The sequence below is a fragment of the Aeromonas sp. 601027 genome (assembly GCF_049174455.1).
Taxonomy (GTDB): Bacteria; Pseudomonadota; Gammaproteobacteria; order Enterobacterales; family Aeromonadaceae; genus Aeromonas; species Aeromonas veronii_A.
Genome location: NZ_JAAKTN010000012.1, coordinates 67,351 through 92,936, shown reverse-complemented (window position 1 = coordinate 92,936; position 25,586 = coordinate 67,351). Strand labels below are relative to the sequence as shown.

Genomic DNA, 25,586 nt, shown 5'->3' with positions numbered 1-25,586 from the left:
GTAGTGTTGACTACGCATTCTCAGTACAGATATCGGTAATTACGCATGTACGGTGCGGGTGGCGACGATATTGGTGCCGGCTTCCCCCTTGAGGATGGCGAGGCCATCTTCCAGAGAGCCGATGCCGACCATGCCGCCGGTCGCTTTGACAAATTCACAAGAGGCTTCGACTTTCGGTCCCATGGAACCTGCGTCGAACTTGACTCCGGCCAGCTCGTCCGGGCTGGTGACTCGCAGCGGACGCTGGGTCGGTTTACCCCAATCCAGATAGACGGCATCGGCATCAGTCAGGATCAGCAGGGCGTCGGCCTTGATCTGCTTGGCCAGGTAGGCGGCAGACATGTCCTTGTCGATGACGGCTTCGATACCGGTCAGGCTCTGGCCATCCCAGGTCACAGGGATGCCACCACCACCGGTACAGATGATGAGGTGGCCCTGGGCAATCAGAGTTTCGATGGCGTCGCCTTCAACGATGCGCTGGGGCAGCGGGGAGGGCACTACGCGGCGGAAGAACTTGCCGTCAGCCTTGACCACCCAGTGCTTCTCTTCTGCCAGGGTGCGGGCTTCAGCCTCTTCGTAGACGGGGCCGATAAATTTGGTCGGATTGGCAAACGCCGGATCCTTGGGATCAACCTGCACCTGAGTCAGCAGCGCGGTGACATTGCGGCTCGGCATCAGGTTTTTCAGCTCCTGGATCAGCATGTAGCCGATCATGCCCTGGGACTCGGCACCCAGCACATCCAGCGGATAAGGGGATACCTTGGTGTAGGCGCTGTTTTGCAGAGCCAGCAGGCCGACTTGCGGGCCGTTGCCATGCACCAGCACCACGTTGTACTCCTGAGCGATCAGGGCGATGGTCTTGGCGGCAGTTGCGATGTTCTTGCGCTGGATATCCGCTTCCAGTGGCTCACCACGACGGAGCAGTGCATTGCCACCCAGAGCGACGACGACAGTTGGTTTTTTCATAGTGGTTAATCTCGAGTTTGGTTCTGTGTGGCGCCAGCTTCTGCCGGCGCCACGCCGTCTCATCAGATGCTGTCGCGTTCCATCGGGCAGCTCATGCAGCGGGCGCCGCCGCGGCCACGGCCCAGTTCATCACCCGGGATGGAGAGAACTGTGATACCGGCTTTGTCATATTTCTCGTTGGTGTAGGTATTGCGCTCGTAACCCACCACCACGCCGGGACGTACGGTTAGCACGTTGTTGGCGTCGTTCCACTGCTCGCGTTCTGCTTCGAAGCTGTCACCGCCAGTGGTGATGATCTTCAGCTGATCCACGCCCAGTGCTTTCTCGATAGCGGTGACGAAGTAACCCTCTTCCTTGATGTTCATGCCGGTGGCGCCGCCCGGAGTCAGGCTCCAGCACTGCACGTCCTTGCGGATGACTTCCGGATAGACGGAGAAAGTATCGACATCCATATGGGTCATGACGGTATCGAGATGCATGCAACTGCGGTGCTTCGGCAGCTCCATGGCGATGACCTGTTTAGCCTGACCGTGTTTGAACAGGCTGCGAGCCAGATGCTCGACACCTTGCGGGGTGGTGCGCTCGGACATACCGATCAGCACGGCACCGCGGCCGATCACCAGTACGTCGCCACCCTCGATAGTGGAGTTGTCGTAGTCACGCTCCTCGTCACCGAAGTACTTGATGAAGTCCTGACCGGCAAACATCGGGTGCCAGCGGTAGATGGCCTTCACATGGTTGGTTTCGCGGCGACGAGCCGGCTTGGCCATCGGGTTGATGGAGACGCCGCCATAAACCCAGCAGGAGGTGTCACGGGTAAAGAGGTGGTTGGGCAGCGGCTCGATGATGAAATCGGTCGGAGCGTGCATGCCCACTACCATGTTGACACCGCTGTAGGGCATCTCGGAGTAAGTCAGGCCGCCGGAGAGAATGCGGGCCAATTCGCGATGCGGCATGTCAGCCAGGAAGCAGCGCACGTCGTTGGCAAAAGAAGAGCCGAGGCGATAGTCGGAGACCTGATGTTGCAGCAGCCAGGTTTTGGCTTCCGGCACATCCAGGGTTTCCGCCAGCAGATTGGTCAGCAGGAAAACTTCGACATTCTGATCGCGCAGTACCTGAGCGAATTTGTCGTGCTCCTGACCGGCACGTTCAACAGACAGGACGTCATCGAACAGCAGATCCTGGCAGTTGGAAGGAGTCAGACGCTTCAGACTGAGGTTGGGGCGGTGCAACATGACACGGCGCAATTGGCCAACTTCAGAACCTACATAAAATTTGCTCATGATTATATTCCGTCTAGCAGTGGTCCCTGCGAGTGATTGAATAGATTCCTTCTATTCATGCTCGTGGCTAAGGCGGGATATTCTTTATGTAGGGTAATCGGCTTATGTTCTATCCTGCCCTTGCCTTTCGAGACCGAGGTTAGCCCTGCGAATCACGACAAACTTAGACATTGATCACATTCGCTTTGAACTGAATATATTCACCTTTCAATCTATGACTCCAGTAGCAATTTACGCATTTTCCTCCCAGCAAACCCTGAATCTTCATGCAAAACCACCCCGATATATTTCAGGTTGATTCAACTTTTATTCATGCCAACTCACTGGAAAGATTAAAAGAAAAAACAAAAAAACATTAAAAAACAATGAAATGGGCGACAACTAAAATAATATCTGAATATTACTACCTGTGTATTGAATACATCGCCGTAACGAGAGGAACGCGGGAGAAATAAATACTCACATCGACCACATTCACTGCATAAATCTTTTCTTGTTCCAGATCATGGCATTGATGCCAACCCCATCAGGCCCAGCCTCATAAGTCACCACCTCTTTTTGCGGTTCAACTTAATATGCACAAAGTCCGCATCAAGGTGGGCAGCCATCCTCGTCGGTCACCACAACGCCTTTTGATACTTTTTTCATTAATTGAATTTATTCACCTCACCTTGCGCTGGCGCCAACCTCGACTTAACTCAGAAAGTGATCCGGATCACACAGGAATGGCACTACCAAGGAGTTGTTATGAAGATGAAACCCATGCTGTTGCTCGCGACTTTGCTGCTCTCTGCGCTCCCCACCCTCAGTCAGGCTGAAGGAGCCCCTGCCATACCCATGGTGGTATGCCATGTCGACAAGACCCCCCAGATGCTGGTGCCCGACTATGTCTGCCGCTGGCATGGCGGCAGTGTTCACTATTAACCTGCAGAACGAGAGGAGCATCACTCCTCTCGCCTTGTGATGAGCCAACCCCCTCCTATACTGAAATCAACGGTTTTCTCATGGATAGGGGAACGTCATGATCTTGTTGGTCGGTGGGGAGAAGGGTGGCAGTGGCAAGAGCTGCCTGGCGCAAAATCTGGCGGTCTACCTCAGATCCCAATTTCAGGGAGAGGTGTTACTGGTCGACTGCGACCCGCAACGCACTACCTCGGACTGGATTCAGGAACGCAATGACAACCCGGATCTGCCACAAATCAACTGCGTTCAGCTCTATGGCAATATTCGCAACGATCTGCTTAGCCTGAAAAATCGCTATGACTACGTCATCGTCGATTGCGGCGGGCAAGACAACCGGGCACTGCGCTCCACCATGGCTGTCGCCACCCACGCCCTGATCCCCTTGCGCCCGAAACGCCGCGACCTCAAGACCCTACCCCACATGGAAGATCTGATCACCACCTGCAAGATGGTCAATCCGACCCTCAATGCAGCCGTTGTATTGACCCAATGTCCATCTTTGCCCAATCAGGTAAAGCGGATTCTCGAGGCCAAAGAGGTATGTGCCTCGTTCGGAGTCGACGTACTGAATTCCATCACCTATGGCCGCAACGTCTACGACGATAGTGAGGAAAAGGGATTATCGGTGATGGAGATAGAACCGGATGGCAAATCTGCCGAAGAGATCCGGGCCATCGCCAAAGAGTTCCTGAAAGTGGGGGTATGAGATGGGCTTGGCGGACCTGAAGAAAAAGCATCAGCTGCATCACCAGAAGAAGTTCACTGTCGATGAATTTATCGAAGATGCTGAGTTCTACGCCAAGGGTAAACCCAAGGTGGTCAGCCTTGAGTTGACTCTGCATAGGGATGAAGCCTTGTCGGCACTGGCCTTTATCGAGAGTGGTGAGCATCTGAAGCCCAGCTACAAAAAAGCCACCTTCTCCATGAGTACAGTGGCCATCGATGAGCTGGGTAATCTGACCCAACAAGACGGCATGAACAAGTCCCTGCTACTGCGTCTCTTTACCCACTACTTCTCTTCGCTCACCCCTGAAGAGCGCCAGACCATCTATGAGCGCCTTAACCAGCACCTATAAATACCCCATTAACTGCTCTTTTCCTGCCATCACACCCACATTGGGTGATCACCATCAGAGCACAGAATCTGTTTCCAAAGTAACCAAAATTCCGTGTAAGAGATCCGCCATTCCACATGTAAGCCAAAAGCCGAAAAGATCCTCGAGATAATCGGAAGATAGGATCTTAAAACATGAAGGCGACTAACTTAACTCCATGTTTATAAATGAATAAATAGAAACACACCGTTTTCGAAAGCGTTAATAACAAAAACGTTTTCCAATCTGGCGTTGTAGCTGGTTAGAAAATCCTTATAGTTACTCATGCACGGACGCAATGAAGTCGGTCAGGAAGACTGGCTGCCAGGGTTGGGCAAATGGACTCACCACAGGATGTGGTAAAGGACACCTCCCGGGACGGAGAAAGTGCGACGGGACAGGATGACTCGTCAGGCCAAGATGGCTAAAGGACACCCCAAAGGATTGGGAAGGGGAAACCTAAAGGAAGAGGTAAACAGTCAGGGATTGCAGGGAGCAACTTCGTTCAAGGATCTGAGCGATACGACTACCGGGGGCGACGCAAGTCGCCCCCATCTTTTTAGCTGCGTTTCACCGACCATTGCTTGATTCCCAATTGCTTGCCTCAGCGCAGAGACTTCTTACCAGAACCTTCGCGACCCGCAGCCTAAGCAAAAATACATATGAAAGGGGCGCCACGATAGCGCCCTTCTCTGTTCTCTAATCGGCAAACAAGCTTATATCACGCGAGAGAACTGTTGCTGGCGCGCCTTGTTGCGCAAGTACACGTCGAAACACATGCAGATATTGCGGATCAGCAGCTGCCCCGTGGAGGATACCTCCAGACCATCCTCCGTCATACGCACCAATCCATCGTTGATGAAGGTCTGCAGCAGCTTGAGATCGTCGGCAAAATACTCTCTGAAATTGAGACCGTGCGCCTGCTCGACAGACGCAAAGTTCAGACGGAAATCACAGATAAGCCGCTTGATCACCTCACGGCGGATCAGGTCATCCTGATTGAGCGAGCAGCCTTTCCACTGGGCATGACCCAGCTCTGCAACCTGTGCGTAATAGGTCTTGAGCTCTTTCTGGTTCTGGGAGTAGGCATCACCGATCATGCTGATGGAGGAGACCCCCAGCCCCAGCAGATCGCAATCACCTTGAGTGGTATAGCCCTGGAAATTGCGGTGCAGCTTGCCCTCGCGCTGCGCCACCGCCAGCTCGTCATCGGGTTTGGCAAAATGGTCCATGCCGATGAACTGGTAACCCTGACCAGTGAGGAAGGCGATGGTGTCCTGCAGCATGGCCAGCTTCTCCTGCGGAGCAGGCATGTCGTCTTCTTTCAGCTTGCGCTGGGCGGCAAAGCGGCTCGGCAAGTGGGCATAGTTGAAGATGGAAAGGCGCGCCGGATCCGTCTTGAGCACCTCTTCCAACGTATGGTGGAAGCTGGCACGATCCTGATGCGGCAGGCCATAGATAAGGTCGAGGTTGGTCGAGCGGAAACCCAGTTCTCTGGCCCGTTCCAACATGGCTTTAATAAAGTCGTTGTCCTGCTCGCGGTTGACCGCAACCTGCACATCCTTGTTGAAGTCCTGCACCCCAAGGCTGATGCGGTTGAAGCCGACGTCTCGCAGCACATCCAGCATGGTAATGGCAATCTCACGCGGATCGACCTCGATGCTGAACTCCCCCTCTTCGGCGAAATGGAAGTGCTCACGCAGCATGGCCATCAGACGGCGCGTTTGCGCTTCATCCAGATAGGTGGGTGTACCGCCCCCCCAGTGCAGCTGGGTAACCAGACGATGCTTGAAGAGCGGGGCTTGCGCCTTGATCTCCTGCTCCAGGTAGTCGAGATACTCGTCAGCCTTGTGCTGATGACGGGTAATGACCTTGTTGCAGCCGCAGTAGTAGCAGAGCTTGTGACAGAAAGGGATATGCACGTAGAGCGACAGATTGCGCTCGGGATACTGGCCGGCTGCGCGGACAAAATCCGGATAGCCGAAGCTCTCGTTGAACTCCAGCGCAGTGGGATAAGAGGTGTATCGCGGGCCACTGTAGTTATATTTTTCGATCAGGGCCTGATCCCACACAATCTGTTCTGCTTGCACGCTCGCTTCCTCTCTTGTTGTTATTGTTGGCTCACCGACCTAACTGAAAATCCTTCAGCTGGGCCACATCCTTGAGGATCTGAGCCTCCAGCTCGGCCTCGTAGCCGCTTCGTTCGAGATCCATCTTCATCACTTCATTGCGCTTGAGGGCACGTCTGGCTTCATGAGTCGGCATATCTTTCACCTTCTCATACAGCCCGTACAGACCCGGGAACTCGGCAACGAACGCTCGCCCCCCCTTGATCTGCAACGCATCCAGCAGATTGGTCAGCCGAATGGCGCCTTCGGAGTAATCGCACTGCCCCTCCCGCACCGCATGGGCAATGACCCGCACGCTCTCCAGAATTCGTTCATTGCGAGCGGTAATCGCCTGCCACTGCATCGCTTGCTGTCGTCTCAGCCTGGCCAGCAGCATGCCTGCATAGATGGCCAACCCTGACAAAATCAGGCCGCCCAACAGGGCGGCCAGCATCCATCCACTCATCACTTTTTCTTCGGCTCAGGCTTGGGTTCCGGCTTGAAATCGACCTGGTTGAAACGGTCCCACAACTCCTCTTCGGAGGCTGGTTTCTGCTCGTCGAACTCGGCGTCATCGCCATCATCAAACGGCAGATCATCATCTTCATCATCGTCGTTGTCGATGATGCCCAGCTCATCCATCAGCTCCTGATAACGGTCGACGCGCTGATCAACCCAGGCCTGCTCGGCCGCTTCCAGGGTTTCACCGGCATCCAGACGATCCAGCAGATCATTCAAGCGGTCATCGTTTTCGATAGAAGCCAGTTCCTGCTCGGGCGTCATCACCAGCTTCTTCTCTTTCACCGCCTTGGGGGCTGTCGGCTTCTTCTGTTTGTCATCCACCACCAGTACCACCGGCTTGCGGGAACCGATACGCGGATCTTTGGACTGGCTGTTGCCAGACTTGCTCTTCGGCTGTTCAACTTGCTGACGAGAACCAGCCTTCAGGCCTTTGCGCTTGGCAGCCCGTTTACGCTCACGGCCTTCTTGAGCACTGACATCAGATTCTTTGCGCTTGCCAGTAGGCTTGCGAGTGGGTTGTTTGGCAGACATGAATGGCTAACTCCGAAAATAACTGGTTTGACCCGTACCCGGGATGATTTCACCCGGTGGGATACGATGCGAGGAACAGTAAGGCTGGAACAAGAGCAGGATCCCGCACCAATCAGGCCCAATCAGGCCACTGAACACCGCAGGATCGGTATCCTCTGGGCATGTTGCTGGTATTTTGACACAGAATGGCTAATCGGGTTAATGACCCAAAAGAAAAAAGGCAGCCGAAGCTGCCTTGATATGTTCATGCGTGCGCCATCCTGAATGGCAAAACAGTCTGTTTCGTCCTCTCCATGACAACTTGTCGCCGCATCATATCGTTGTGTGGTCATCCTGACCTTATATTGGTCGTTCCTGAATGTGCGTGTGCCTGTTTGACCCGTCTCGACCGCATCCTGCCATCGTGCCGGGGAGTCTGCATCCCGCAACCCCATCCCGCTCCGGAGATGGTCACCATCCTGATCCTTCAATCCTTTGCCAGCTCATCCGAGCCCATGGCATCCCGCCACGCCAGCCATCCTCTGCTCACAACACCCTGTCGTGAAACCGTCACCCAATCCGTGGGTGAATCCATTAAGCCTACTGTACCAACTCTATAAAGCGGCTCAATCCACTCAAAACATTCTCAACATGTCGAAAAATATCAATATTTATATAATTCACTGATAAATAATGATTATTTAATATTTTATGCAATTTTATGAGCCTTGGCCTGCCTTGAGAATGGGAGATCTCTTACAGAACGGGGGGATTAAACCGAGAATTATCTGAAAGCCATAAAAACAACAGGGAGCCCAGGCTCCCCGTTTCAACTCAAATCGACCGTATCGACTATATCAGTGCAGACCCGCCACATATTTGGAGAGGGCTTCGATATCCTGATCAGTCAGTTTCTTGGCAACATCCCGCATCATGCCATTCGGATCGTTGTCACGCGTCCCGGCACGGAATGCGGTGAGCTGAGCCTTGATATAGGCAGGATGCTGGCCGGACAGGTTGGGATACTTCGCCTGTTCGACACCCGAGCCACGAGGACCATGGCAAGCCGTACAAGCTGCCAGACCGCGACTCATGTCACCACCCATATAGAGAGCCTTGCCCGCTTCGACCACGTCGTCAGGGACAGCGATAGGGGTAACCTTCAGGCTGGAGAAATAAGCCGCCAGGTCATCCATGTCCTGTTCCGACAAAGGTAACGCCATCGGCCCCATCACTGGCGCAACCCGGCCAATTTGACCAGAAGCGGCAGCCTTCAGTTCAACTAACTGCTTTTTGATATATGATGCGTGCTGACCAGCAATTTTGGGGTACATATCAACCAGGCTGTTTCCGTCCGGTCCATGACAAGCCGCACAAACGGCAGCCTTGGTCTGTCCCGCAGCGGCATCGCCCTTGGCTTGTGCCATCCCCGTTACGCCAACCATCAGAGCAAGAGTAATGACTAGGTTCTTCATGGCGTTCCAACTTTTCGTTATTAGGCTTCCAGATCCCATGCCGCTGAAGGCATGTTAAAATAAACGCGTTTAAGCGACGCTATTTTACACCATTTTACAAAAAAGTAACTCTATAACCCTCTATCTCCATGGGGAATTTACGTTGGATACACAAACTCTGAATTTCAATAAGGTGCATTTTGTGACCAGCGCACCCGACATCCGTCACCTGCCAAATGATGGGGGTGTCGAGATCGCGTTTGCCGGCCGTTCCAACGCTGGTAAGTCATCTGCATTGAACACCTTAACCAAACACAAGAACCTGGCGCGCACCAGTAAGACACCCGGACGTACCCAGCTGATCAACCTGTTTGAGCTGGAACCGGGCAAGCGTCTGGTCGACTTGCCGGGTTATGGTTATGCGCAAGTTCCGCTGGAAATGAAGCTCAAGTGGCAAAAGTCACTGGCAGAGTATCTGCAGCGCCGTGAGTCATTGAAAGGTCTAGTGATCCTGATGGACATCCGCCACCCGCTCAAAGATACCGACATGAACATGCTGGAATGGAGCTCACACCGTCAGCTGCCCGTCATGCTGCTGCTGACCAAGGCTGACAAACTGAGCCCCGGCCCGCGCAACAACCAGGTGATCAAGGTGCGCCAGGCCGTTGCCAACCTCGGTTCCCAGATCCAGGTCGAAGCGTTCTCCTCCCTCACCAATATCGGTGTGGAGAAGCTGGCGCAAACCCTGACCGAATGGTACGTCAGTGGTGACGATACCGACCTGCTGGACGCTGACGAACAGCAACCTGCCGAGGAGTAATCTACTCCTCGCTCTCCTTGCAATTGGCGGAGCACTCCTCCGCTGATTGAAAGGGTTTCAGATTGCCGCTTTCACCTGCCTCACGACGAACACCCCGCATTCGGCTCCCTTGCTATATCTATTACCGCTTACAGTTCATATAGATAGGCAGTTAATTCACACAAAGAATTAACTTAAGTAGGCGTTGATAGCGTTTTCAAATTCGTTCTTTCAAAACGAACCAGAATTACAAAAAGAGACAAAAATGAAATTTAATTACAAGCTCTAACCAAAAGGGATAAAAATGAGGCCGGACGACAGTGATGCCATCCAGCCTGAAATAATAAGTTCAAAAATTGGGAAGAAGCTGAATCTTGAGTACCAGACGACAGGTATTCCTCAAGAAGCAGCCTCATTCTATCAAATGCATCGTCAATTTAAAGCATTTACTCTAAATGATGCGCATAAAAAAACACCCCGACGAGAACCTCATCGGGGCAGCTATTCAGCCACATTCAATTACGTGAAATAAAAGGTCTGAAAGATAGAACATCTTACCTCTGTACCCTACGCAGACAACTGTACAGCAAAGCAGCAGAAAGTGAAAGTAATTTATGTAATTTAGTTTCACAACTTACAGATTAAGAAAAAATCTTTTATTTTCATGTAGATAAAAAAATCCCCAGTACGAATACCGGGGAGTTATAAAGGTGACTAGCTAGCACTTCCTCAACTATCTAGTTAGTCAGCGCCATTTCAAAGTAGTTCCGCTACAAAACAAAAAAACTTTGAAAAATCAGAGATAGATAGCGCCATCTTCAGCAAACTCTTGTTCTTCAATGAGTTTTTCAGCCATATCTTCAATATCAAAACGCACACTTTCGAAGGCTCTGACGATGTCATCCTCCCTCGTCAGCGCCAGACCTGTCATTCTCTCCAGTCGCCGCTGGCTGATGTAACAATCTATCAACGCCCCCATCTGCTGGGCAGGAAAACGCACCCGCTGTTCGTCAGCCTGCCACTCCATCAGGTCAGGAAACAGAATACCCTGGTTCATATCACCCCCAAGTTACGCTTCAACTCTCTCAATACCTGTTTAGTCCCGGGACGAATTCCGCGCCACACGGTAAACGCTTCGGCGGCCTGTTCCACCAGCATGCCGAGTCCATCCATGGTTTGACGGGCCCCATGCTGTTTGGCCCAACTGATAAACGCCGTATCCGAGGCGCCATACATCATGTCGTAGATAGCAATATCCGTGTGGATCAGGGTGGGGGCCAACGGCGGCAGCTCTCCTTGCAGGCTGGCAGAAGTCGAATTGATGACGAGATCGAATGGCCCTGCCAACTGCTCATAGGTCTGGGCAGTCACAGGCCCCAGATCGCAGAATTCGGCAGCCAACTGTTGCGCTTTTGTGTGGGTGCGGTTGGCGATCACCAGCTCGCTCGGCAACTCAGCCAGCAGCGGCGCCAATGCACCACGAGCCGCGCCACCGGCACCCAGCAGCAGGATCCGGCTATCAGCCAGCGTCACACCATGGGACTTGAGATCGGCGACCAGACCGGCGCCATCGGTATTATCCCCCAGCAACACGCCATCATCGGTCAGCTTGATGGTATTGACCGCTTGAGCCCGCTTGGCCCTCGGGCTCAAGCGATCGACCAGAGTGAATGCCTGCTCCTTGAAGGGAACGGTGACATTGCATCCCTTGCCCCCTTGGTCAAAGAAGGTGCGCAGGGCTTGGGCAAACTCGTCGACGGCAGGTTCAGCCAGCCCATACTCCAGCTCTTGCTGGGTTTGTCTGGCAAACAGGGTGTGAATGAAGGGGGACTTGCTGTGGCGCACAGGGTGGCCAAAAACCAGATAACGATCCATCAAAGAGTTCCATCAGAGGGCAATATTCCGATTTAACGGGTTTTCACTCTCGGGAACAAGCCGAATAACGGCCAGTAAAAAGGGACCATCATGGTCCCTCTGGTCACAGCCACTCTCGCGGCGTGAGGTAATCGGTGTAGAGCAAGGCTTCAGGAGTGCCCGCCTCCGGCTGCCAGTCATACTCCCAACGTGCCAGCGGTGGCATCGACATCAGGATCGACTCGGTACGTCCGCCGGTCTGCAGCCCGAACAGGGTGCCACGGTCATACACCAGATTGAACTCCACATAACGGCCGCGACGATAGAGCTGGAACTCCCGCTCCCGCTCGCCATAGGGCAGCGCCTTGCGTCGTTCGATGATCGGCAGGTAAGCATCAAGATATCCCCGACCTACCGCCTGCATAAAGGCAAAGCAGTCGGCAAAAGGCCAGCGATTCAGATCGTCGAAGAAGAGGCCGCCCACCCCTCGCGTCTCGTTGCGGTGCTTGAGGAAGAAGTAGCGATCGCACCAGGATTTGAACTCGGGGTAGATCTCATCACCGAACGGCTGGCAGAGATCACGGGAGACCTGATGCCAGTGCTGGACATCCTCGGCAAACGGATAGAAGGGCGTCAAATCGAAGCCACCGCCAAACCACCAAATGGGCTCTTCGCCTTCCTTCTCGGCGATGAAGAAACGGACGTTGGCGTGGCTGGTCGGCACATAGGGGTTGTGCGGATGGATCACCAGCGACACGCCCATCGCCTCGAACTTGCGACCGGCCAACTCTGGCCGATGGGCCGTAGCAGAGGCAGGCATGGCATCGCCATAGACATGGGAGAAGTTGACGCCCCCCTGCTCGATCACCGCGCCGTGGCGCAGCACGCGGGTGCGTCCGCCACCACCGCCTTCACGGCTCCAAGCATCTTCCACAAAGTGTCCACTGCCGTCGGCCTGCTCCAGACCACGGCAGATCTCGTCCTGCAACTGCAACAGGAAGGCCTTGACCTGGGCCACATCCGGTTTGCTCATCTTGTCTCCAGTCAGGCAGGATCGTGAACGTCCTGTCCATTTTTATAGTTGAATCAATCCGGTGAGCTCACCGCTCAGCGGATTGATAGCAAATCATGACGTATCCGCCAGCTCAGGAGGGGCGAATAATGGCGCCAGTTCGGGCGTCCTTGATCTCTGATGGATTGGCTTGACCACCCACTTCACCGGGCAGGATATAGGCTAACTTGCTTGCCAGCCGCTCACCGATATCGGCCACCCGACGGGCAGGCTCCTCACCGGTCAGGTTGGCGCTGGTAGAGACCAGCGGCTTGCCAAAGGCACGGCACAACGCCTGTACCTGAGGATGGGCCGTCACGCGCACCGCCAGGGTCTCGAACTGCCCGGTCAGCCAGGCTGGCGTCGTCGCACGGGCAGGCATGATCCAGGTAAAAGGGCCGGGCCAGCTGGCTTCAACCCGAGCCAGTTGTTCACCGCTAAGCTGGCTTAGATCGATGTAATCCTGCAATTGCGCCACGTCGGCAGCAATCAGGATCAACCCCTTCTCAACCGGACGCTGTTTGATGGCCAGCAGTCGCTGAACCGCTACTTCGGAGTCGGGATCACAACCCAGACCAAACACGGCCTCGGTCGCATAAGCAATCACCTCTTCCTGTTGGAGGGCGGCAACCGCCTGTTCAAATTCATTTGGCATAGGAAAAATGCGGCAGCCAGGCTGCCGTCTCGTCACTTAGTAGCAAGTTGAATCCATACGGCGGCGACCATGGCAAAGTGACGTTTTGCTGTTGCACAGGAAAATACGACACATCCGGATCGCCACCCGTTCACTTACTTGAGTTGAGCCTGCAGGGCGGCATCCTTGGCCATCACCTCTTCGGCATTCTTCTGGCGTTCGGCCCGAACCTTGGCCGCCAGTTCATCATCGGCTACTGCCAGCATCTGGGCTGCCAGATAACCTGCGTTCTTGGCACCGGCTTTGCCGATCGCCACGGTCGCCACCGGTACACCACCCGGCATCTGCACGGTGGAGAGCAACGCATCCAGCCCCTTGAGCGGGCCACCATCGATGGGCACCCCGATCACAGGACGAGTCGTGATGCCGGCTACGGCACCCGCCAGATGCGCCGCCAGACCGGCAGCACAGATAAAGACCTTGCAGCCACGGGCCTCGGCATCGGTCACATACTGATGGGTCGCAGCCGGCGTGCGGTGCGCGGAGGTGACTTTGACTTCCACTGCGATATCAAATGACTTGAGCACCTCGAGGGTGGTCTGCATCACGGGGAAATCAGAATCAGAGCCCATCAATACGGCAACAAAGGGTTTATTCATGGTGGGAATTTCCTTACTCCAAGTGGGGGGGTGAAGTTCACCGAAAACGTTTCAATCCGGTTGCGGCGGCGGGATTATACCTGCTCACTTTGGTGGCCGCATTTCTTTTGCGGACAGACCCAACGCAGAGTTCCCCTCACTTTTTTCTCTACCATGATGCCCCAACCACACGCGGGACAAGGCATGGGGATCGGCTTGTCGTTCACCACATATTTGCAATGGGGATAGCCATCACAGGAGTAAAACTGCTTGCCGTAGCGGGAGGTGCGGCTCACCAGATGACCCTTGCCGCACTCGGGGCAGAGGATCTGGGTATCATCGCTCTCCTGCAGGGATTCGATGTGCTGACAGGCCGGATACTGAGTGCAGCCGACAAACAGACCGTAACGCCCCTTCTTGATCGCCAGCGGCTGTCCGCAATCGGGACAGGCAGAGCCTTCGAGCACCTTTTCGATGTCGCGGCCGGATGGCGTCAGGGAGCGAATGTAATCACAGGCAGGATAGGCAGAACAGCCGAGAAAGGGGCCATGTTTGCCCTGGCGGATCACCAGCTCGGCCCCGCACTGCGGGCACGGCTCGCGCTCGAAGGCATGTTCGTGGGCTGAAAAGAGGTGATGATCGATTTTTGACATGGGCCGCGCCTTGAAATCCAGATGGCCTGAATTCTACCAGCGCGGCACCGGACTGTCAGTGAATGACGCCGTCTGACTCATCAAACACCAGCTCTTCCATCTGCTGGTAGGCATTTTCACTGCCCGGTACGTTGAACAGCACCATCATGACGACCCACTTCAGGTCATCCAGCTCGATATCCGGTTTGTCCAACTCGAGCAGACGCTCGATACAGATCTCGCGGGTTTCGGCATTCAGTACCTGGGCCTGTTCCAGAAATAGCAGGAAGCCGCGGCACTCGGTGCTGAGGCGTGCCAGCTCTTGCGGGGCATAGATACGCATCGAGCCTTGCGCGCTGGCGGCCACATAGACCTCCCGCTCGCTATCATGCAGATTGGCAAGTCGCTCCAACCAGTCGAGCGCCTTGTCGATCTCTTCCTTGTCAAAACCGGCTCGGCTCAACTCGTCGGTGAGTTCATTCTGCTCGACCATCACATCTGCATCGCTGTGGATGTAGGTCTCGAAAAGGTACATCAATACATCAAACATGATTCGCCCTCCTCGCTCTGACGTATCCACCGGCTACCGCCATCACTGCACCGACCAACTCCAGCTCTACCAACCTGCCCAATACCACTTCGACAGGAAGCTGGGTCCGCTCGGCAACGGTATCCACGCTCGTGGTCTCGTAATCTACGTTATCCAACAAATCAGCATAAGGCAATTCGCTATTATGCTGTTGCTCAGATGGTATGGCCGACGGATCTGGCCGTGCGAACCACTCTGGCAACTCTTCCACTATATCGGCCGCACTCAGCACAAGTTTGGCCCCCTGCTGAATTAATCTGTTGCACCCTATCGCCTGGGCGTTTTGCGGGGCGCCGGGTACCGCAAACACTTCGCGCCCCTGCTCCAGTGCATAGCGAGCGGTGATCAGCGAACCACTCTGCTCGGTCGCCTCCACCACCAGAGTTCCCAACGACAGACCACTGATAATACGGTTGCGACGAGGAAAATGTTCAGCCAGCGGCCCTTTATCCGGCGCCAGCTCGGAGATAAGCAAACCACCTTTCTCCAGAATCTGACCTGCCAGTCCCTGATGGCGTTTGGGGTAGAGGCAATCCAGCCCGGAGCCCAACACGGCAAGGGTGATACCACCACAAGCCAGCGCCTGCTGATGGCAAACACCATCGATACCGAGCGCAAGGCCCGAGGTGATGGCGAACCCGCATCTAACCAGTTCGCTACAGAGACGGGACGCGTTATCTTTGCCTGCATAGGTGGGATGACGTGTCCCCACCATCGCCAGCTGGGGTAGCGACAGCGCTTCAAGATCGCCACGGCAGTAGAGCAACAGGGGGGCCGCGGGAATTTCACGCAACAAGGGCGGATAAACAGGGTGATCTTGCGGAATAAGGAGATTGCCAGGTAACGCGGCCCAAGCCAGACTCTGCTCAACAACCGGCGAGGGCCAGCGCAGTTGTTTGATCTGCTCTGACGACAGCCCCATACCGTGCAGCTGTGTTTCATCGCTCTGAAACAGGGCATCAATCGAACCGCCGATCTGCTCCAGCAGCCGAACTGCGGTTACAGGGCCGATTCCGGTAACCGCATTGAGGGTTAACCAGAGCGCCAAGCGCTCATCGGGGTAGTTCACGTCAGAAGTGAGTGACCTGATAACCCGAGCTCACCATGTCCTTGCTCTGCATGATGAGGCCATAACTCAGCTTGTCATACACCTTGAACAACATGACGCGGGCAATCGCTTCAGAGGGCAGTGGTGCCTTCTGGTTGCCACTACTGTAGAACACCTTGTCGTAGACAGAGGAGAACTCCTTGTATTTCACTGCACCATTCTTGGTGACCAGCGCAGCCCCCGGACGCCGAACATCGAGCACATCGCCCGCGGAGAGTTGATCCCGAGCGCCTTTGTTAATCAAGACCACATCAAACTTGCCCCCTCCCCTGGCTTTGCTCGGCAAGTCGATGATGTAGCCAGGGGCAATCGCCGGGGCAGCCTTGGGCATGAAAACCGCAGGCATGTTCTCCTGAGGGGGCAGCTCCATAATCTTGTCACCCTGCAATACTTCACGCTGGTTGTGGGTGAGAGTAACTTCGGTCCGATCACCATCCAGCAGCGCTACCGCACGCACCACGCCTGCAAAGATGGCCTCCTGACCCAAAAGCTCACCTGTCTCGCGATCCTTGTAGACCACCCCGGGATGATAGATGCCATACATCTTGCCCGGTATCAGAGCTCCCTGCACATAGAGGGTGTCCCCCTCAAGCATTCCAATGTGCTTTTCGTCTGAACCCAGCAAATAGGGCAGCATTTTCTGCTGCTGACTGTCGGCCAAAATATGGTCCGTCTGCAAAAAGGGACCTATCTCGCTGAAGGGCAGAGTAGGGATAGGATTTGCCTTGCTCTCATAACGGGTTTTCGGGCCGAGACGGATGACCTGTTTGTCCCCCTGCATCGCTTTGCCCAGCCGGGGCTCACCATTGACCCAGCTCAGGTGCAGCACGTCCCCTGGGTAGATCCAGTGCGGATTGGCAATCTGTGGATTGATGTTCCAGAGCCGGGGCCACAGCCATGGCTCAGAGAGATATTTGCCGGAGATATCCCACAGGGTATCGCCTTTTTGCACTACATAGCTTTCGGGATAACCCGCTTTCAACCTCAGCTGATCGGCCAGAGCAGCTTGGCTCATGGTCACCAGCAGGCAGGTGAGGATGGTTTGCTTCAGATACATAACACTCCCTGTTACCTCTGCGCGCAAAGTGTTGCTGTTTTTTGTCGGCGTAAATGACTAGAATTACGCCAATATTGACTGCATTTATACGAAACTAAAGAAAAAACTATGGCCATTCTAGATGTATTGCGTTTTCCCGATGAGCGTCTGCGTACTATCGCAGCCCCTGTCGAGACCTTTACACCCGAGTTACAACAAATTGTAGATGATATGTTCGAAACCATGTATGCGGAGGAAGGCATTGGCCTGGCCGCAACGCAGGTGGATATTCATCAACGCATCATAGTGATCGATGTCTCTGAAAACCGTGAAGATCCTCTGGTATTGATCAATCCGGAAGTGATCTCCCAGTGTGGCAGCACCGGCATTGAAGAGGGTTGTCTCTCCGTGCCTGGCAGCCGCGCTCTGGTACCGCGCGCTGAGCAGATCAAGATCCGCGCTCTGGATCGCCACGGCAAACCGTTCGAGCTGGAAGCGGACGACCTGCTCGCCATCTGTATCCAGCACGAGATGGACCACCTGATGGGCAAGTTGTTCGTGGATTACCTGTCCCCGCTCAAGCGCCAGCGCATTCGCCAGAAGCTGGAAAAGATGGCCCGTGAAGATCGCAAAGTCCTCTGAGGATCTGCCCCATTGAATAAGCTGAAACTGATTTTTGCCGGTACTCCCGACTTCGCCGCCCGTCACCTGGCGGCGTTGTTGTCTTCCGACCACGAGGTCGTTGCCGTTTATACCCAGCCCGACAAGCCCGCCGGCCGTGGCCAGAAGCTCACCGCCAGCCCGGTCAAAGAGCTGGCACTGGCCCACAACCTGCCGGTTTACCAGCCCGCTACCCTGCGCAAGGAAGAGGCGCAAGCCGAACTGGCCGCCCTTGGCGCAGACCTGATGGTCGTGGTGGCCTATGGCCTGATCCTGCCCAAGGCGGTACTCGATACCCCGCGTCTGGGCTGCATCAATGTGCATGGCTCCCTGCTGCCCCGCTGGCGTGGCGCGGCACCGATCCAGCGCTCAATCTGGGCGGGCGATAGCGAAACCGGCGTCACCATCATGCAGATGGATGTGGGGCTGGATACCGGCGCCATGATCCGCAAGGTAAGCTGCCCCATCGCCGCCGACGAGACCTCTGCCAGCCTCTATGACAAGCTGGCAGAGCTGGGTCCGCAGGCGCTGGTCGACACCATCGATGCCATGGCTGCCGGTGAAACCGCTGCCGAGGCGCAAGATGATGCGCTGGCCAACTACGCCGAAAAGCTCTCCAAGGAAGAGGCCCGCATCGACTGGTCGATGGAGGCTGTTGCCATCGAGCGCTGCATCCGCGCCTTCAATCCCTGGCCCATCAGTTGGTGCGAGGTCGCCGGCCAGACCATCAAGGTGTGGCAGGCCGAGGTCATCGAGCACGAACACGGCCAGAGTGCCGGTACCCTGCTCAAGGCCGACAAGCAGGGGATCGATATCGCCACCGGCAAGGGTGTGCTGCGCCTGCTGACCCTGCAACCGCCCGGCAAGAAGGCGATGTCCGTTTCGGATCTGCTCAACTCTCGCCGCGACTGGTTTGAACCCGGCACGCAATTGAATTGAACTGGATTGAATTGACACAAGCGGGGCCCAGGCCCCGACTTGCGCATCTAAGGTAACTCTATGAAAACACGTGCACAGGCCGCTCTCGTTATTCAACAGGTGCTGGATCAGGGTCAATCCCTCTCCGCTGTTCTGCCTGCTGCCCAGGAGAAGGTCGCGCCTCGCGATCGTGCTCTCCTGCAAGAACTCTGCTACGGCACCCTGCGCTGGCTGCCCCGCCTCGATGCGGCAGTCAACGAGATGATGGACAAGCCGCTCAAGAACAAGAGCCGCATTTTCCACTACCTCATCCTGGTCGGTCTCTATCAGCTCATCTACACCCGCATTCCGGCTCACGCCGCGGTGGCCGAGACCGTCAACGCCGTCAAACTGCTCAAAGGCACCTCACTGCGTGGCCTCATCAACGGCGTGCTGCGCAACTTCCAGCGCAGCGCCGAAGTCATTCTGCTGCGCATCGACCGCGTTCCCAGCATTCGCCTCGGTCATCCGGAGTGGCTCACCAAGCGCCTGCGTCAGGCCTATCACGATGAGTGGGAATTCATCATGGAGGCGAACAACCAACGCCCTCCCATGTGGATCCGCAACAACAGCCAGCGCCAGAGCCGCGATGCCATGCTGGCTCGCATGGCTGAAGTCGGCATCAATGCCGTGGCCGGTGAAGAGGGCGAGGATTGCATCCTGCTGGAGCGACCTTGCGATGTGACCAAGCTGCCCGGCTTCGAGGTCGGTGACTGCTCGGTACAGGATGGTGCCGCACAACAGGCCGCGGCACTGCTCGACCCACAACCGGGTGAGTGGGTACTGGATGCCTGCGCGGCACCCGGTGGCAAGACTGCCCACCTGCTGGAGCGTCAGCCCAAGCTGGCTGGCGTGGTCGCCGTCGATGCCGACGAAAACCGCCTCAAGCGAGTGCAGGAGAACCTGGACCGCATCGGCCTCACCGCCAAGGTGATCCATGGCGATGCCGCGGCACCGGAACAGTGGTGGCCGGAGGGTCAGTTCGACCGCATCCTGCTGGATGCCCCCTGCTCCGCCACCGGCGTCATCCGTCGCCATCCCGACATCAAGTGGTTGCGCCGTGATCAGGACATCCGCGAGCTGGCCGAGCTGCAGCGCCGTATTCTCAATGCCCTCTGGGGCAAGCTGAAAAGCGGTGGCACCCTGCTCTACGCTACCTGCTCCGTCCTGCCGGAAGAGAACCGCGAACAGATCCGTGCCTTCCTTGCCGCGACCAAAGATGCCAAATTGGTACCGCTGCACGAACATGACACCCCGGACTGCCCGGGCCGCCAGTTCCTGCCGGGTGAAGCCGAGATGGATGGCTTCTACTACGCCAAACTGGTCAAGCTCTGAGCCGGGCATGACAAACCTCATTCGGGAGAGCCGCCAGCTCCGTTCTGGCGCTCCCCTTTACTGCCTCAACGTGAGTAGACGTTCCCTATGAAAATCATCATTTTGGGAGCCGGCCAAGTCGGCGGCACCCTGGCCGAGAACCTGGCCGGGGAGAACAACGACATCACCATCGTCGACACCGACAGCGAGCGCCTGCGCGAACTGCAGGACAAGTTTGACCTGCGGGTAGTCAACGGGCACGGCGCCCACCCCAAGGTGCTGCGCGAAGCGGGGGCTCAGGATGCCGACATGCTGGTCGCCGTCACCAACAGTGACGAGACCAACATGATCGCCTGTCAGGTGGCCTACTCCCTGTTCAACACCCCGAACAAGGTGGCGCGGATCCGCTCACCAGCCTATCTGACCGAACGGGATCGCCTGTTCCTGCCGGAATCGGTGCCGGTGGATCACCTGATCGCGCCGGAGCAGCTGGTGACCGACTATGTTCGTCGCCTGATCGAGTATCCGGGTGCCCTGCAAGTGGTTGATTTCGCTGGTGGCCGCGTCGGTCTCGTGGCGGTCAAGGCCTACTACGGTGGCCCGCTGGTAGGTAACGCCCTCTCCACCCTGCGCGAGCACATGCCCAACATCGAGACCCGGGTAGCGGCCATCTTCCGTCAGGGCCGCCCGATCCGCCCGCAAGGTACCACCATCATCGAAGCGGATGACGAGGTCTTCTTCGTCGCCGCCGCGGGCCATATCCGTGCCGTGATGTCTGAGCTGCAGCGCCTCGAGAGCCCCTACCGCCGCATCATGATCGTCGGTGGTGGCAACATCGGCGCGGGTCTCGCCCGCCAGCTGGAGAAGCGCTACAGCGTCAAGCTCATCGAGCGCAACCAGAAGCGGGCGGAGCAGCTCTCCGAACTGCTGGAGAACACCATCGTCTTCTGCGGCGATGCGGCGGATCAGGAGCTGCTGGCAGAGGAGCACATCGACCAAATCGACGTCTTCATCGCCGTGACCAACGAGGATGAGGCCAACATCATGTCGGCGCTGCTCGCCAAGAAGATGGGTGCCAAGAAGACCATGGTGCTGATCCAGCGCGGCGCTTACGTGGATCTGGTGCAGGGTGGCTCCATCGATATCGCCATCTCGCCCCAACAGGCCACCATCTCGGCCCTGCTGACCCATGTGCGCCGAGCCGATATCGCCAACGTCTACAGCCTACGCCGCGGCGCTGCCGAGGCGATCGAGGCAATTGCCCACGGTGACGAGAACACCTCCAAGGTGGTCGGCAAGACGGTGGGCGAGCTCAAGCTGCCGCCGGGTACCACTATCGGTGCCGTAGTGCGCGGGGATGAGGTGCTGATCGCCCACGATCGTACCAAGATCCAGCAGGATGACCACGTGGTCATGTTCCTGGTGGACAAGAAGTACATCCCGGAAGTGGAGCGGCTGTTCCAGCCAAGCCCCTTCTTCCTGTAACGTCTTCATGCGCACAGGCTGTCAAACCAGACCCGGCTCAGCTCCTCCAAGGGGATGGTCCGGGTCTTTTGTTAATCAACGACCAGGTTATCGAACATGATCAAACTGCGTCCCATTATCTTCACCCTCGGGCTGGTGCTCTCCAAGCTGGCGCTCTTCATGTGGCTGCCCACCTTGCTGGCACTGCTCACCGGGTCAGAGGGATTTGTCGAGTTTCTCAAGTCCGTGCTGATCACCCACGGCGCCGCCCTGCTCTGCCTCCATTACGGCCGCAAGGCGGAGTTTCATCTGGGGGTGCGGGAGATGTTCCTGCTCACCACCTCGGTCTGGGTGGTTGCCTGTATCTTCGGGGCGCTGCCCTTTGTCTTCATCACCCACATCAACTTTACCGACGCCTACTTCGAGACCATGTCGGGGGTGACCACCACGGGCTCTACCGTGCTATCCGGCCTCGACAACATGGCCCGCAGCATCCTGTTGTGGCGATCCATCCTACAGTGGCTGGGGGGGGTCGGCTTTATCGTGATGGCGGTTGCCGTACTGCCCTATCTCAACGTCGGCGGCATGAAGCTGTTCCAGACCGAGAGCTCGGACTGGTCAGATAAAAGCGCCCCGCGTGCCAAGACGGTCGCCAACAACATCGTTGTGGTCTATCTGGTGCTCTCCATGCTCTGCTTCATGGCCTACTGGGCCAGCGGCATGAATATGTTCGAGGCGATCAACCACGCCATGACCACCCTCAGTACCGGCGGCTACTCCACCTCCGATCAATCCATGTCCCACTTCTCCAACTCGGCACACTGGATTGGCACCCTGTTCATGTTCCTCGGCGGCCTGCCCTTTCTACTCTATGTGCAGAGCCTGAATCACAGGGACTACAGCCTGCTCAAGGATGCCCAGGTGCGCGGCTTCTTCTGGCTGGTGGTGTGGGTCACAGTCATCATGACCTTCTATCTGTGGGAGAGAGATCTGTTCGGCTTCTGGGATGCCCTGCGCATCAGCTGCTTCAACATCGTCTCGGTACTCACCACCACCGGCTATGGTCTTGGTGACTTCGGCACCTGGGGGCCGCTCGCCAGCATCGTCTTCATCGTGCTGCTGGCTCTTGGGGCCTGCTCTGGCTCCACTGCGGGCGGCCTCAAGATCTTCCGGGTACAGGTGGCCTTTGCCCTGTTCAAGAAGCAGATGCGCCAACTGATGCACCCTTCCGGCGTATTTCCCCAGAAGTACAACGGCCGGACAGTCAATGACGCCATCATCCGCTCAATGATCTCCTTCGTGCTGGCCTACTTCGCCATCATTCTGATGATAGCCGCACTGCTGGGCGCCATCGGGCTTGACCCCCTGACAGCCATATCCAGCTCCATCACCGCCGTTGCCAACGTCGGCCCGGGCATGGGCCCGGTGGTCGGCCCCAGCACCAACTTTGCCAGCCTGCCGGAATCGGCCAAATGGCTGCTGTCATTCGGCATGCTGCTGGGACGACTGGAGATCCTGACGGTCGCCGTGCTCTTCTTCCCCTCCTTCTGGCGCCAGTAACGCTCACCGTAAGCAAGCAAAAAGCCGCAGCGTTCACCCGCTGCGGCTTTTTTATCTCGTCCATCCCCACGACTTTCCCTCAACGCTCATCAGCCCCATTACCGGTGGCCTGAACGACCTCATCGGCATGGCCAGAGCGGATCACAAGCATAAAAAAACGGACCCAAACCAGAGGTTTGGGTCCGTTTATCAGTGAGCCGTCAGCGGCCGCGAGGGCTGCCGAGACTCAGCACATGGCATTAACCACGGCCAGAGCGCTTACGATCCAGCTCGGTCAGCAATTTCTTGCGGATACGGATGTTCTTCGGAGTCACTTCTACCAGTTCATCGTTATCGATGAACTCGAGAGCCTGTTCCAGAGTCATGCGGATCGGCGGAGTCAGAACCTGAGCTTCGTCGGTACCGGAGGCACGCATGTTGGTCAGCTGTTTGCCTTTCAGGCAGTTAACAGTCAGGTCGTTGGAACGGGAGTGGATACCTATCACCTGACCTTCGTACACTTCGGTCGCGTGACCGATGAACAGACGACCGCGGTCTTGCAGACCGAACAGGGCGTAGGTCAGGGCCTTACCGGTTGCGTTGGAGATCAGCACGCCGTTCTGACGCTCGCCGATGCTGCCACCCTTGTGCGGACCGTAATGGTCGAAGGTGTGGTAGAGCAGACCGGTACCTGAGGTCATGGTCATGAACTCGGTCTGGAAGCCGATCAGGCCACGGCTCGGGATCATGAAGTCCAGGCGGACACGACCCTTGCCATCTGGGGTCATGTTGGTCATTTCGCCTTTACGCAGACCCAGTTGCTCCATCACGGAACCCTGGTGCGCTTCTTCAACGTCCACAGTCACAGTTTCGAACGGTTCTTGCAGAACACCATCAACAGTACGCAGGATTACTTCCGGACGGGATACCGCCAGCTCGTAACCTTCGCGACGCATGTTTTCGATCAGGATGGAGAGGTGCAGTTCACCACGACCGGATACGCGGAACTTGTCCGGATCATCAGTCTCTTCCACGCGCAGGGCCACGTTGTGGACCAGCTCCTGGTTCAGACGCTCCAGAATGTTGCGGGAGGTCACGAACTTGCCCTCTTTACCGGCGAACGGTGAAGTGTTGACCTGGAAGGTCATGTTCACGGTCGGCTCGTCAACGGAGAGCGGCGGCAGGGCTTCAACGGCACCGTTGTCACAGATGGTGTCGGAGATTTTCAGCTCGCCCAGACCGGTGATAGCGATGATGTCACCCGCTTGCGCGTCGGTAACTTCAGTACGGGACAGACCCAGGTAGCCGAGCACCTGACCGACTTTACCATTACGGGTCTTGCCGTCAGCACCAACGATAGTGACTTGCTGGTTGGTCTTGACGCGACCACGGGTGATACGGCCGATACCGATAACGCCCACGTAGGAGTTGTAGTCCAGCTGGGAGATCTGCATCTGGAAACCACCTTCGGCATCAGCCTTCGGCGCTTCAACGTTGTCAACGATGGCCTGGAACAGCGGCTCCATGTTTTCGGACTCGACGTCCTGATCCATGGTGGCCCAACCGTTCAGTGCAGAGGCGTAAACAACTTTGAAATCCAGCTGTTCGTCAGTCGCGCCCAGGTTGTCGAACAGGTCGAATACCTGATCCATTACCCAGTCAGGACGAGCACCCGGACGGTCAACCTTGTTGATGACCACGATCGGCTTCAGACCCTGAGCGAACGCTTTCTGGGTCACGAAACGGGTTTGCGGCATCGGGCCGTCTACGGCGTCAACCAGCAGCAGCACGGAGTCAACCATGGACAGTACGCGCTCTACTTCACCACCGAAGTCGGCGTGACCCGGGGTATCAACGATGTTGATGCGGTAGTCATTCCAGCGGATCGCAGTGTTCTTGGCGAGAATGGTGATGCCACGTTCCCGTTCCAGATCATTGGAGTCCATGATCCGTTCCTGGCCTTCCGTGGAGCGGTCCAGGGTGCCGGACTGCTGCAGCAGCTTATCAACCAGAGTCGTTTTGCCGTGGTCAACGTGCGCAATAATCGCAATATTGCGTAAATTCTCTAACATTCTCGCCTCAATCACCGGGTAAAATTGGGCGCTAATTGTACTCTTGCCTTTGTGATCTGCCTAGCAGAATTGCAGTACATTCGCGCATAACAACAGATCTGGATCATAGACCTCTCTGACAAACCCTGCTTAGATGGGCGGTGACCGTATTTCGCGCACCATTACAGTGCACCAAAACGATCCGCCATCGCACTAAATTGATGCAACGCGAGTCGAGATCGCCTGATTTTGGGGAGCCTCTTCAGCGAGATTGCCCTGAAATCAAGCTGTCACAAACTTGGCACGATACTGGCTTATGTGAATACGACGACGCATTCACCCAGAGAGTTTTAACACCGG

Annotated in this window: 25 protein-coding genes; 9 read left to right on the top strand and 16 right to left on the bottom strand. The window is 56.2% G+C overall.

Features of this window, described 5'->3' with window-relative positions; genetic code table 11:
- Window positions 1-39: 39 nt before the first annotated feature.
- Complete coding sequence (gene arcC, locus G5193_RS15620; protein WP_005339719.1) at window positions 40-966, bottom strand: carbamate kinase; 927 nt, start codon at window positions 964-966, stop codon at window positions 40-42.
- 62 nt (window positions 967-1,028) lie between these two features.
- On the bottom strand, window positions 1,029-2,249 hold the full coding sequence (gene arcA / locus G5193_RS15615) for an arginine deiminase (RefSeq protein ID WP_043850716.1): 1,221 nt from the start codon (window positions 2,247-2,249) through the stop codon (window positions 1,029-1,031).
- A gap of 747 nt (window positions 2,250-2,996) precedes the next feature.
- Between arcA and G5193_RS15610 the strand changes: the two genes are divergently transcribed.
- The 3 genes from G5193_RS15610 to G5193_RS15600 all read left to right on the top strand — a co-directional run bounded on the left by G5193_RS15610 (window position 2,997) and on the right by G5193_RS15600 (window position 4,288).
- Window positions 2,997-3,173, top strand: a complete 177-nt coding sequence (locus tag G5193_RS15610) for a hypothetical protein (RefSeq protein WP_216952272.1) — start codon at window positions 2,997-2,999, stop codon at window positions 3,171-3,173.
- A 97-nt stretch (window positions 3,174-3,270) separates the two neighbouring features.
- The gene (locus tag G5193_RS15605; RefSeq protein ID WP_216952274.1) at window positions 3,271-3,918 is read left to right on the top strand and encodes an AAA family ATPase; all 648 of its coding nucleotides are present in this window, start codon (window positions 3,271-3,273) and stop codon (window positions 3,916-3,918) included.
- Between the two features lies 1 nt (window position 3,919).
- Window positions 3,920-4,288: a CopG family transcriptional regulator gene (locus G5193_RS15600; protein ID WP_421206330.1), complete on the top strand. Its 369-nt coding sequence runs from the start codon at window positions 3,920-3,922 to the stop codon at window positions 4,286-4,288.
- A gap of 734 nt (window positions 4,289-5,022) precedes the next feature.
- Here the strand turns inward: G5193_RS15600 and hemN are convergent.
- The 4 genes from hemN to G5193_RS15580 form a co-directional block, all read right to left on the bottom strand.
- A complete protein-coding gene (hemN, locus tag G5193_RS15595; RefSeq protein WP_204384669.1) occupies window positions 5,023-6,396 on the bottom strand; it encodes an oxygen-independent coproporphyrinogen III oxidase in 1,374 nt (457 codons plus the stop codon).
- 31 nt (window positions 6,397-6,427) lie between these two features.
- The gene (locus G5193_RS15590) at window positions 6,428-6,868 is read right to left on the bottom strand and encodes a DUF2489 domain-containing protein (RefSeq protein WP_216954465.1); all 441 of its coding nucleotides are present in this window, start codon (window positions 6,866-6,868) and stop codon (window positions 6,428-6,430) included.
- Window positions 6,869-6,879: 11 nt separating this feature from the next.
- On the bottom strand, window positions 6,880-7,467 hold the full coding sequence (gene yihI, locus G5193_RS15585; RefSeq protein WP_421206328.1) for a Der GTPase-activating protein YihI: 588 nt from the start codon (window positions 7,465-7,467) through the stop codon (window positions 6,880-6,882).
- A gap of 836 nt (window positions 7,468-8,303) precedes the next feature.
- The gene (locus G5193_RS15580; protein WP_005339710.1) at window positions 8,304-8,921 is read right to left on the bottom strand and encodes a c-type cytochrome; all 618 of its coding nucleotides are present in this window, start codon (window positions 8,919-8,921) and stop codon (window positions 8,304-8,306) included.
- Between the two features lie 142 nt (window positions 8,922-9,063).
- Here G5193_RS15580 and yihA point away from each other — a divergent pair, with 142 nt between their 5' ends.
- On the top strand, window positions 9,064-9,720 hold the full coding sequence (gene yihA / locus G5193_RS15575; protein ID WP_026034975.1) for a ribosome biogenesis GTP-binding protein YihA/YsxC: 657 nt from the start codon (window positions 9,064-9,066) through the stop codon (window positions 9,718-9,720).
- 775 nt (window positions 9,721-10,495) lie between these two features.
- Here yihA and G5193_RS15570 read toward each other — a convergent pair.
- From G5193_RS15570 to G5193_RS15530, 9 genes are all read right to left on the bottom strand, one after another.
- Entirely contained in the window at window positions 10,496-10,756 is a 261-nt protein-coding gene (locus G5193_RS15570) for a DUF1488 domain-containing protein (protein ID WP_019445781.1), read from the bottom strand.
- Window positions 10,753-11,574, bottom strand: a complete 822-nt coding sequence (gene aroE, locus G5193_RS15565) for a shikimate dehydrogenase (protein WP_421206325.1) — start codon at window positions 11,572-11,574, stop codon at window positions 10,753-10,755. The genes G5193_RS15570 and aroE overlap by 4 nt, the downstream gene beginning before the upstream one ends.
- A gap of 103 nt (window positions 11,575-11,677) precedes the next feature.
- Window positions 11,678-12,586, bottom strand: coding sequence for an oxygen-dependent coproporphyrinogen oxidase (hemF, locus tag G5193_RS15560; RefSeq protein WP_005357520.1), 909 nt, complete (start codon window positions 12,584-12,586; stop codon window positions 11,678-11,680).
- Between the two features lie 112 nt (window positions 12,587-12,698).
- Window positions 12,699-13,259 (bottom strand): Sua5/YciO/YrdC/YwlC family protein, encoded by a 561-nt coding sequence (locus tag G5193_RS15555; RefSeq protein WP_421206323.1) that lies wholly within the window; start codon window positions 13,257-13,259, stop codon window positions 12,699-12,701.
- Window positions 13,260-13,393: 134 nt separating this feature from the next.
- Window positions 13,394-13,897, bottom strand: coding sequence for a 5-(carboxyamino)imidazole ribonucleotide mutase (gene purE / locus G5193_RS15550; RefSeq protein ID WP_005339704.1), 504 nt, complete (start codon window positions 13,895-13,897; stop codon window positions 13,394-13,396).
- Between the two features lie 74 nt (window positions 13,898-13,971).
- Complete coding sequence (locus G5193_RS15545) at window positions 13,972-14,529, bottom strand: type I DNA topoisomerase (RefSeq protein ID WP_042054851.1); 558 nt, start codon at window positions 14,527-14,529, stop codon at window positions 13,972-13,974.
- Between the two features lie 55 nt (window positions 14,530-14,584).
- Complete coding sequence (locus tag G5193_RS15540; protein ID WP_227341765.1) at window positions 14,585-15,058, bottom strand: DUF494 family protein; 474 nt, start codon at window positions 15,056-15,058, stop codon at window positions 14,585-14,587.
- Entirely contained in the window at window positions 15,051-16,166 is a 1,116-nt protein-coding gene (gene dprA, locus G5193_RS15535; RefSeq protein WP_227341764.1) for a DNA-processing protein DprA, read from the bottom strand. Before dprA ends, G5193_RS15540 begins: the two co-directional genes overlap by 8 nt.
- A 1-nt stretch (window position 16,167) precedes the next feature.
- Window positions 16,168-17,262 carry a LysM peptidoglycan-binding domain-containing protein gene (locus tag G5193_RS15530; RefSeq protein WP_421206321.1) on the bottom strand — a complete coding sequence of 365 codons (1,095 nt, stop codon included), beginning with the start codon at window positions 17,260-17,262 and terminating at the stop codon, window positions 16,168-16,170.
- 108 nt (window positions 17,263-17,370) lie between these two features.
- Between G5193_RS15530 and def the strand changes: the two genes are divergently transcribed.
- The 5 genes from def to G5193_RS15505 all read left to right on the top strand — a co-directional run bounded on the left by def (window position 17,371) and on the right by G5193_RS15505 (window position 23,196).
- Window positions 17,371-17,883: a peptide deformylase gene (gene def / locus G5193_RS15525; protein WP_216952294.1), complete on the top strand. Its 513-nt coding sequence runs from the start codon at window positions 17,371-17,373 to the stop codon at window positions 17,881-17,883.
- A gap of 12 nt (window positions 17,884-17,895) precedes the next feature.
- Window positions 17,896-18,840 (top strand): methionyl-tRNA formyltransferase, encoded by a 945-nt coding sequence (fmt, locus tag G5193_RS15520; protein WP_421206319.1) that lies wholly within the window; start codon window positions 17,896-17,898, stop codon window positions 18,838-18,840.
- A gap of 60 nt (window positions 18,841-18,900) precedes the next feature.
- Window positions 18,901-20,193 carry a 16S rRNA (cytosine(967)-C(5))-methyltransferase RsmB gene (gene rsmB, locus G5193_RS15515; RefSeq protein WP_421206317.1) on the top strand — a complete coding sequence of 431 codons (1,293 nt, stop codon included), beginning with the start codon at window positions 18,901-18,903 and terminating at the stop codon, window positions 20,191-20,193.
- Window positions 20,194-20,280: 87 nt separating this feature from the next.
- Window positions 20,281-21,657: a Trk system potassium transporter TrkA gene (gene trkA, locus G5193_RS15510; RefSeq protein WP_005339689.1), complete on the top strand. Its 1,377-nt coding sequence runs from the start codon at window positions 20,281-20,283 to the stop codon at window positions 21,655-21,657.
- A gap of 96 nt (window positions 21,658-21,753) precedes the next feature.
- Window positions 21,754-23,196: a TrkH family potassium uptake protein gene (locus tag G5193_RS15505; RefSeq protein ID WP_421206315.1), complete on the top strand. Its 1,443-nt coding sequence runs from the start codon at window positions 21,754-21,756 to the stop codon at window positions 23,194-23,196.
- Between the two features lie 239 nt (window positions 23,197-23,435).
- On the opposite strand, the gene typA is transcribed toward G5193_RS15505, so the two are convergent.
- Entirely contained in the window at window positions 23,436-25,247 is a 1,812-nt protein-coding gene (gene typA, locus G5193_RS15500; RefSeq protein ID WP_005339679.1) for a translational GTPase TypA, read from the bottom strand.
- Window positions 25,248-25,586: the final 339 nt, after the last annotated feature.

What these genes read in the sequence shown, in the direction of transcription:
- arcC (WP_005339719.1), bottom strand. Translation starts at nt 966, where the DNA reads ATGAAAAAACCAACTGTCGTCGTCGCTCTGGGTGGCAATGCACTGCTC.
- arcA (WP_043850716.1), bottom strand. Translation starts at nt 2,249, where the DNA reads ATGAGCAAATTTTATGTAGGTTCTGAAGTTGGCCAATTGCGCCGTGTC.
- G5193_RS15610 (WP_216952272.1), top strand. Translation starts at nt 2,997, where the DNA reads ATGAAGATGAAACCCATGCTGTTGCTCGCGACTTTGCTGCTCTCTGCG.
- G5193_RS15605 (WP_216952274.1), top strand. Translation starts at nt 3,271, where the DNA reads ATGATCTTGTTGGTCGGTGGGGAGAAGGGTGGCAGTGGCAAGAGCTGC.
- G5193_RS15600 (WP_421206330.1), top strand. Translation starts at nt 3,920, where the DNA reads ATGGGCTTGGCGGACCTGAAGAAAAAGCATCAGCTGCATCACCAGAAG.
- G5193_RS15590 (WP_216954465.1), bottom strand. Translation starts at nt 6,868, where the DNA reads ATGCTGGCCGCCCTGTTGGGCGGCCTGATTTTGTCAGGGTTGGCCATC.
- yihI (WP_421206328.1), bottom strand. Translation starts at nt 7,467, where the DNA reads ATGTCTGCCAAACAACCCACTCGCAAGCCTACTGGCAAGCGCAAAGAA.
- G5193_RS15580 (WP_005339710.1), bottom strand. Translation starts at nt 8,921, where the DNA reads ATGAAGAACCTAGTCATTACTCTTGCTCTGATGGTTGGCGTAACGGGG.
- G5193_RS15570 (WP_019445781.1), bottom strand. Translation starts at nt 10,756, where the DNA reads ATGAACCAGGGTATTCTGTTTCCTGACCTGATGGAGTGGCAGGCTGAC.
- aroE (WP_421206325.1), bottom strand. Translation starts at nt 11,574, where the DNA reads ATGGATCGTTATCTGGTTTTTGGCCACCCTGTGCGCCACAGCAAGTCC.
- hemF (WP_005357520.1), bottom strand. Translation starts at nt 12,586, where the DNA reads ATGAGCAAACCGGATGTGGCCCAGGTCAAGGCCTTCCTGTTGCAGTTG.
- G5193_RS15555 (WP_421206323.1), bottom strand. Translation starts at nt 13,259, where the DNA reads ATGCCAAATGAATTTGAACAGGCGGTTGCCGCCCTCCAACAGGAAGAG.
- purE (WP_005339704.1), bottom strand. Translation starts at nt 13,897, where the DNA reads ATGAATAAACCCTTTGTTGCCGTATTGATGGGCTCTGATTCTGATTTC.
- G5193_RS15545 (WP_042054851.1), bottom strand. Translation starts at nt 14,529, where the DNA reads ATGTCAAAAATCGATCATCACCTCTTTTCAGCCCACGAACATGCCTTC.
- G5193_RS15540 (WP_227341765.1), bottom strand. Translation starts at nt 15,058, where the DNA reads ATGTTTGATGTATTGATGTACCTTTTCGAGACCTACATCCACAGCGAT.
- G5193_RS15530 (WP_421206321.1), bottom strand. Translation starts at nt 17,262, where the DNA reads ATGTATCTGAAGCAAACCATCCTCACCTGCCTGCTGGTGACCATGAGC.
- def (WP_216952294.1), top strand. Translation starts at nt 17,371, where the DNA reads ATGGCCATTCTAGATGTATTGCGTTTTCCCGATGAGCGTCTGCGTACT.
- rsmB (WP_421206317.1), top strand. Translation starts at nt 18,901, where the DNA reads ATGAAAACACGTGCACAGGCCGCTCTCGTTATTCAACAGGTGCTGGAT.
- trkA (WP_005339689.1), top strand. Translation starts at nt 20,281, where the DNA reads ATGAAAATCATCATTTTGGGAGCCGGCCAAGTCGGCGGCACCCTGGCC.
- G5193_RS15505 (WP_421206315.1), top strand. Translation starts at nt 21,754, where the DNA reads ATGATCAAACTGCGTCCCATTATCTTCACCCTCGGGCTGGTGCTCTCC.
- typA (WP_005339679.1), bottom strand. Translation starts at nt 25,247, where the DNA reads ATGTTAGAGAATTTACGCAATATTGCGATTATTGCGCACGTTGACCAC.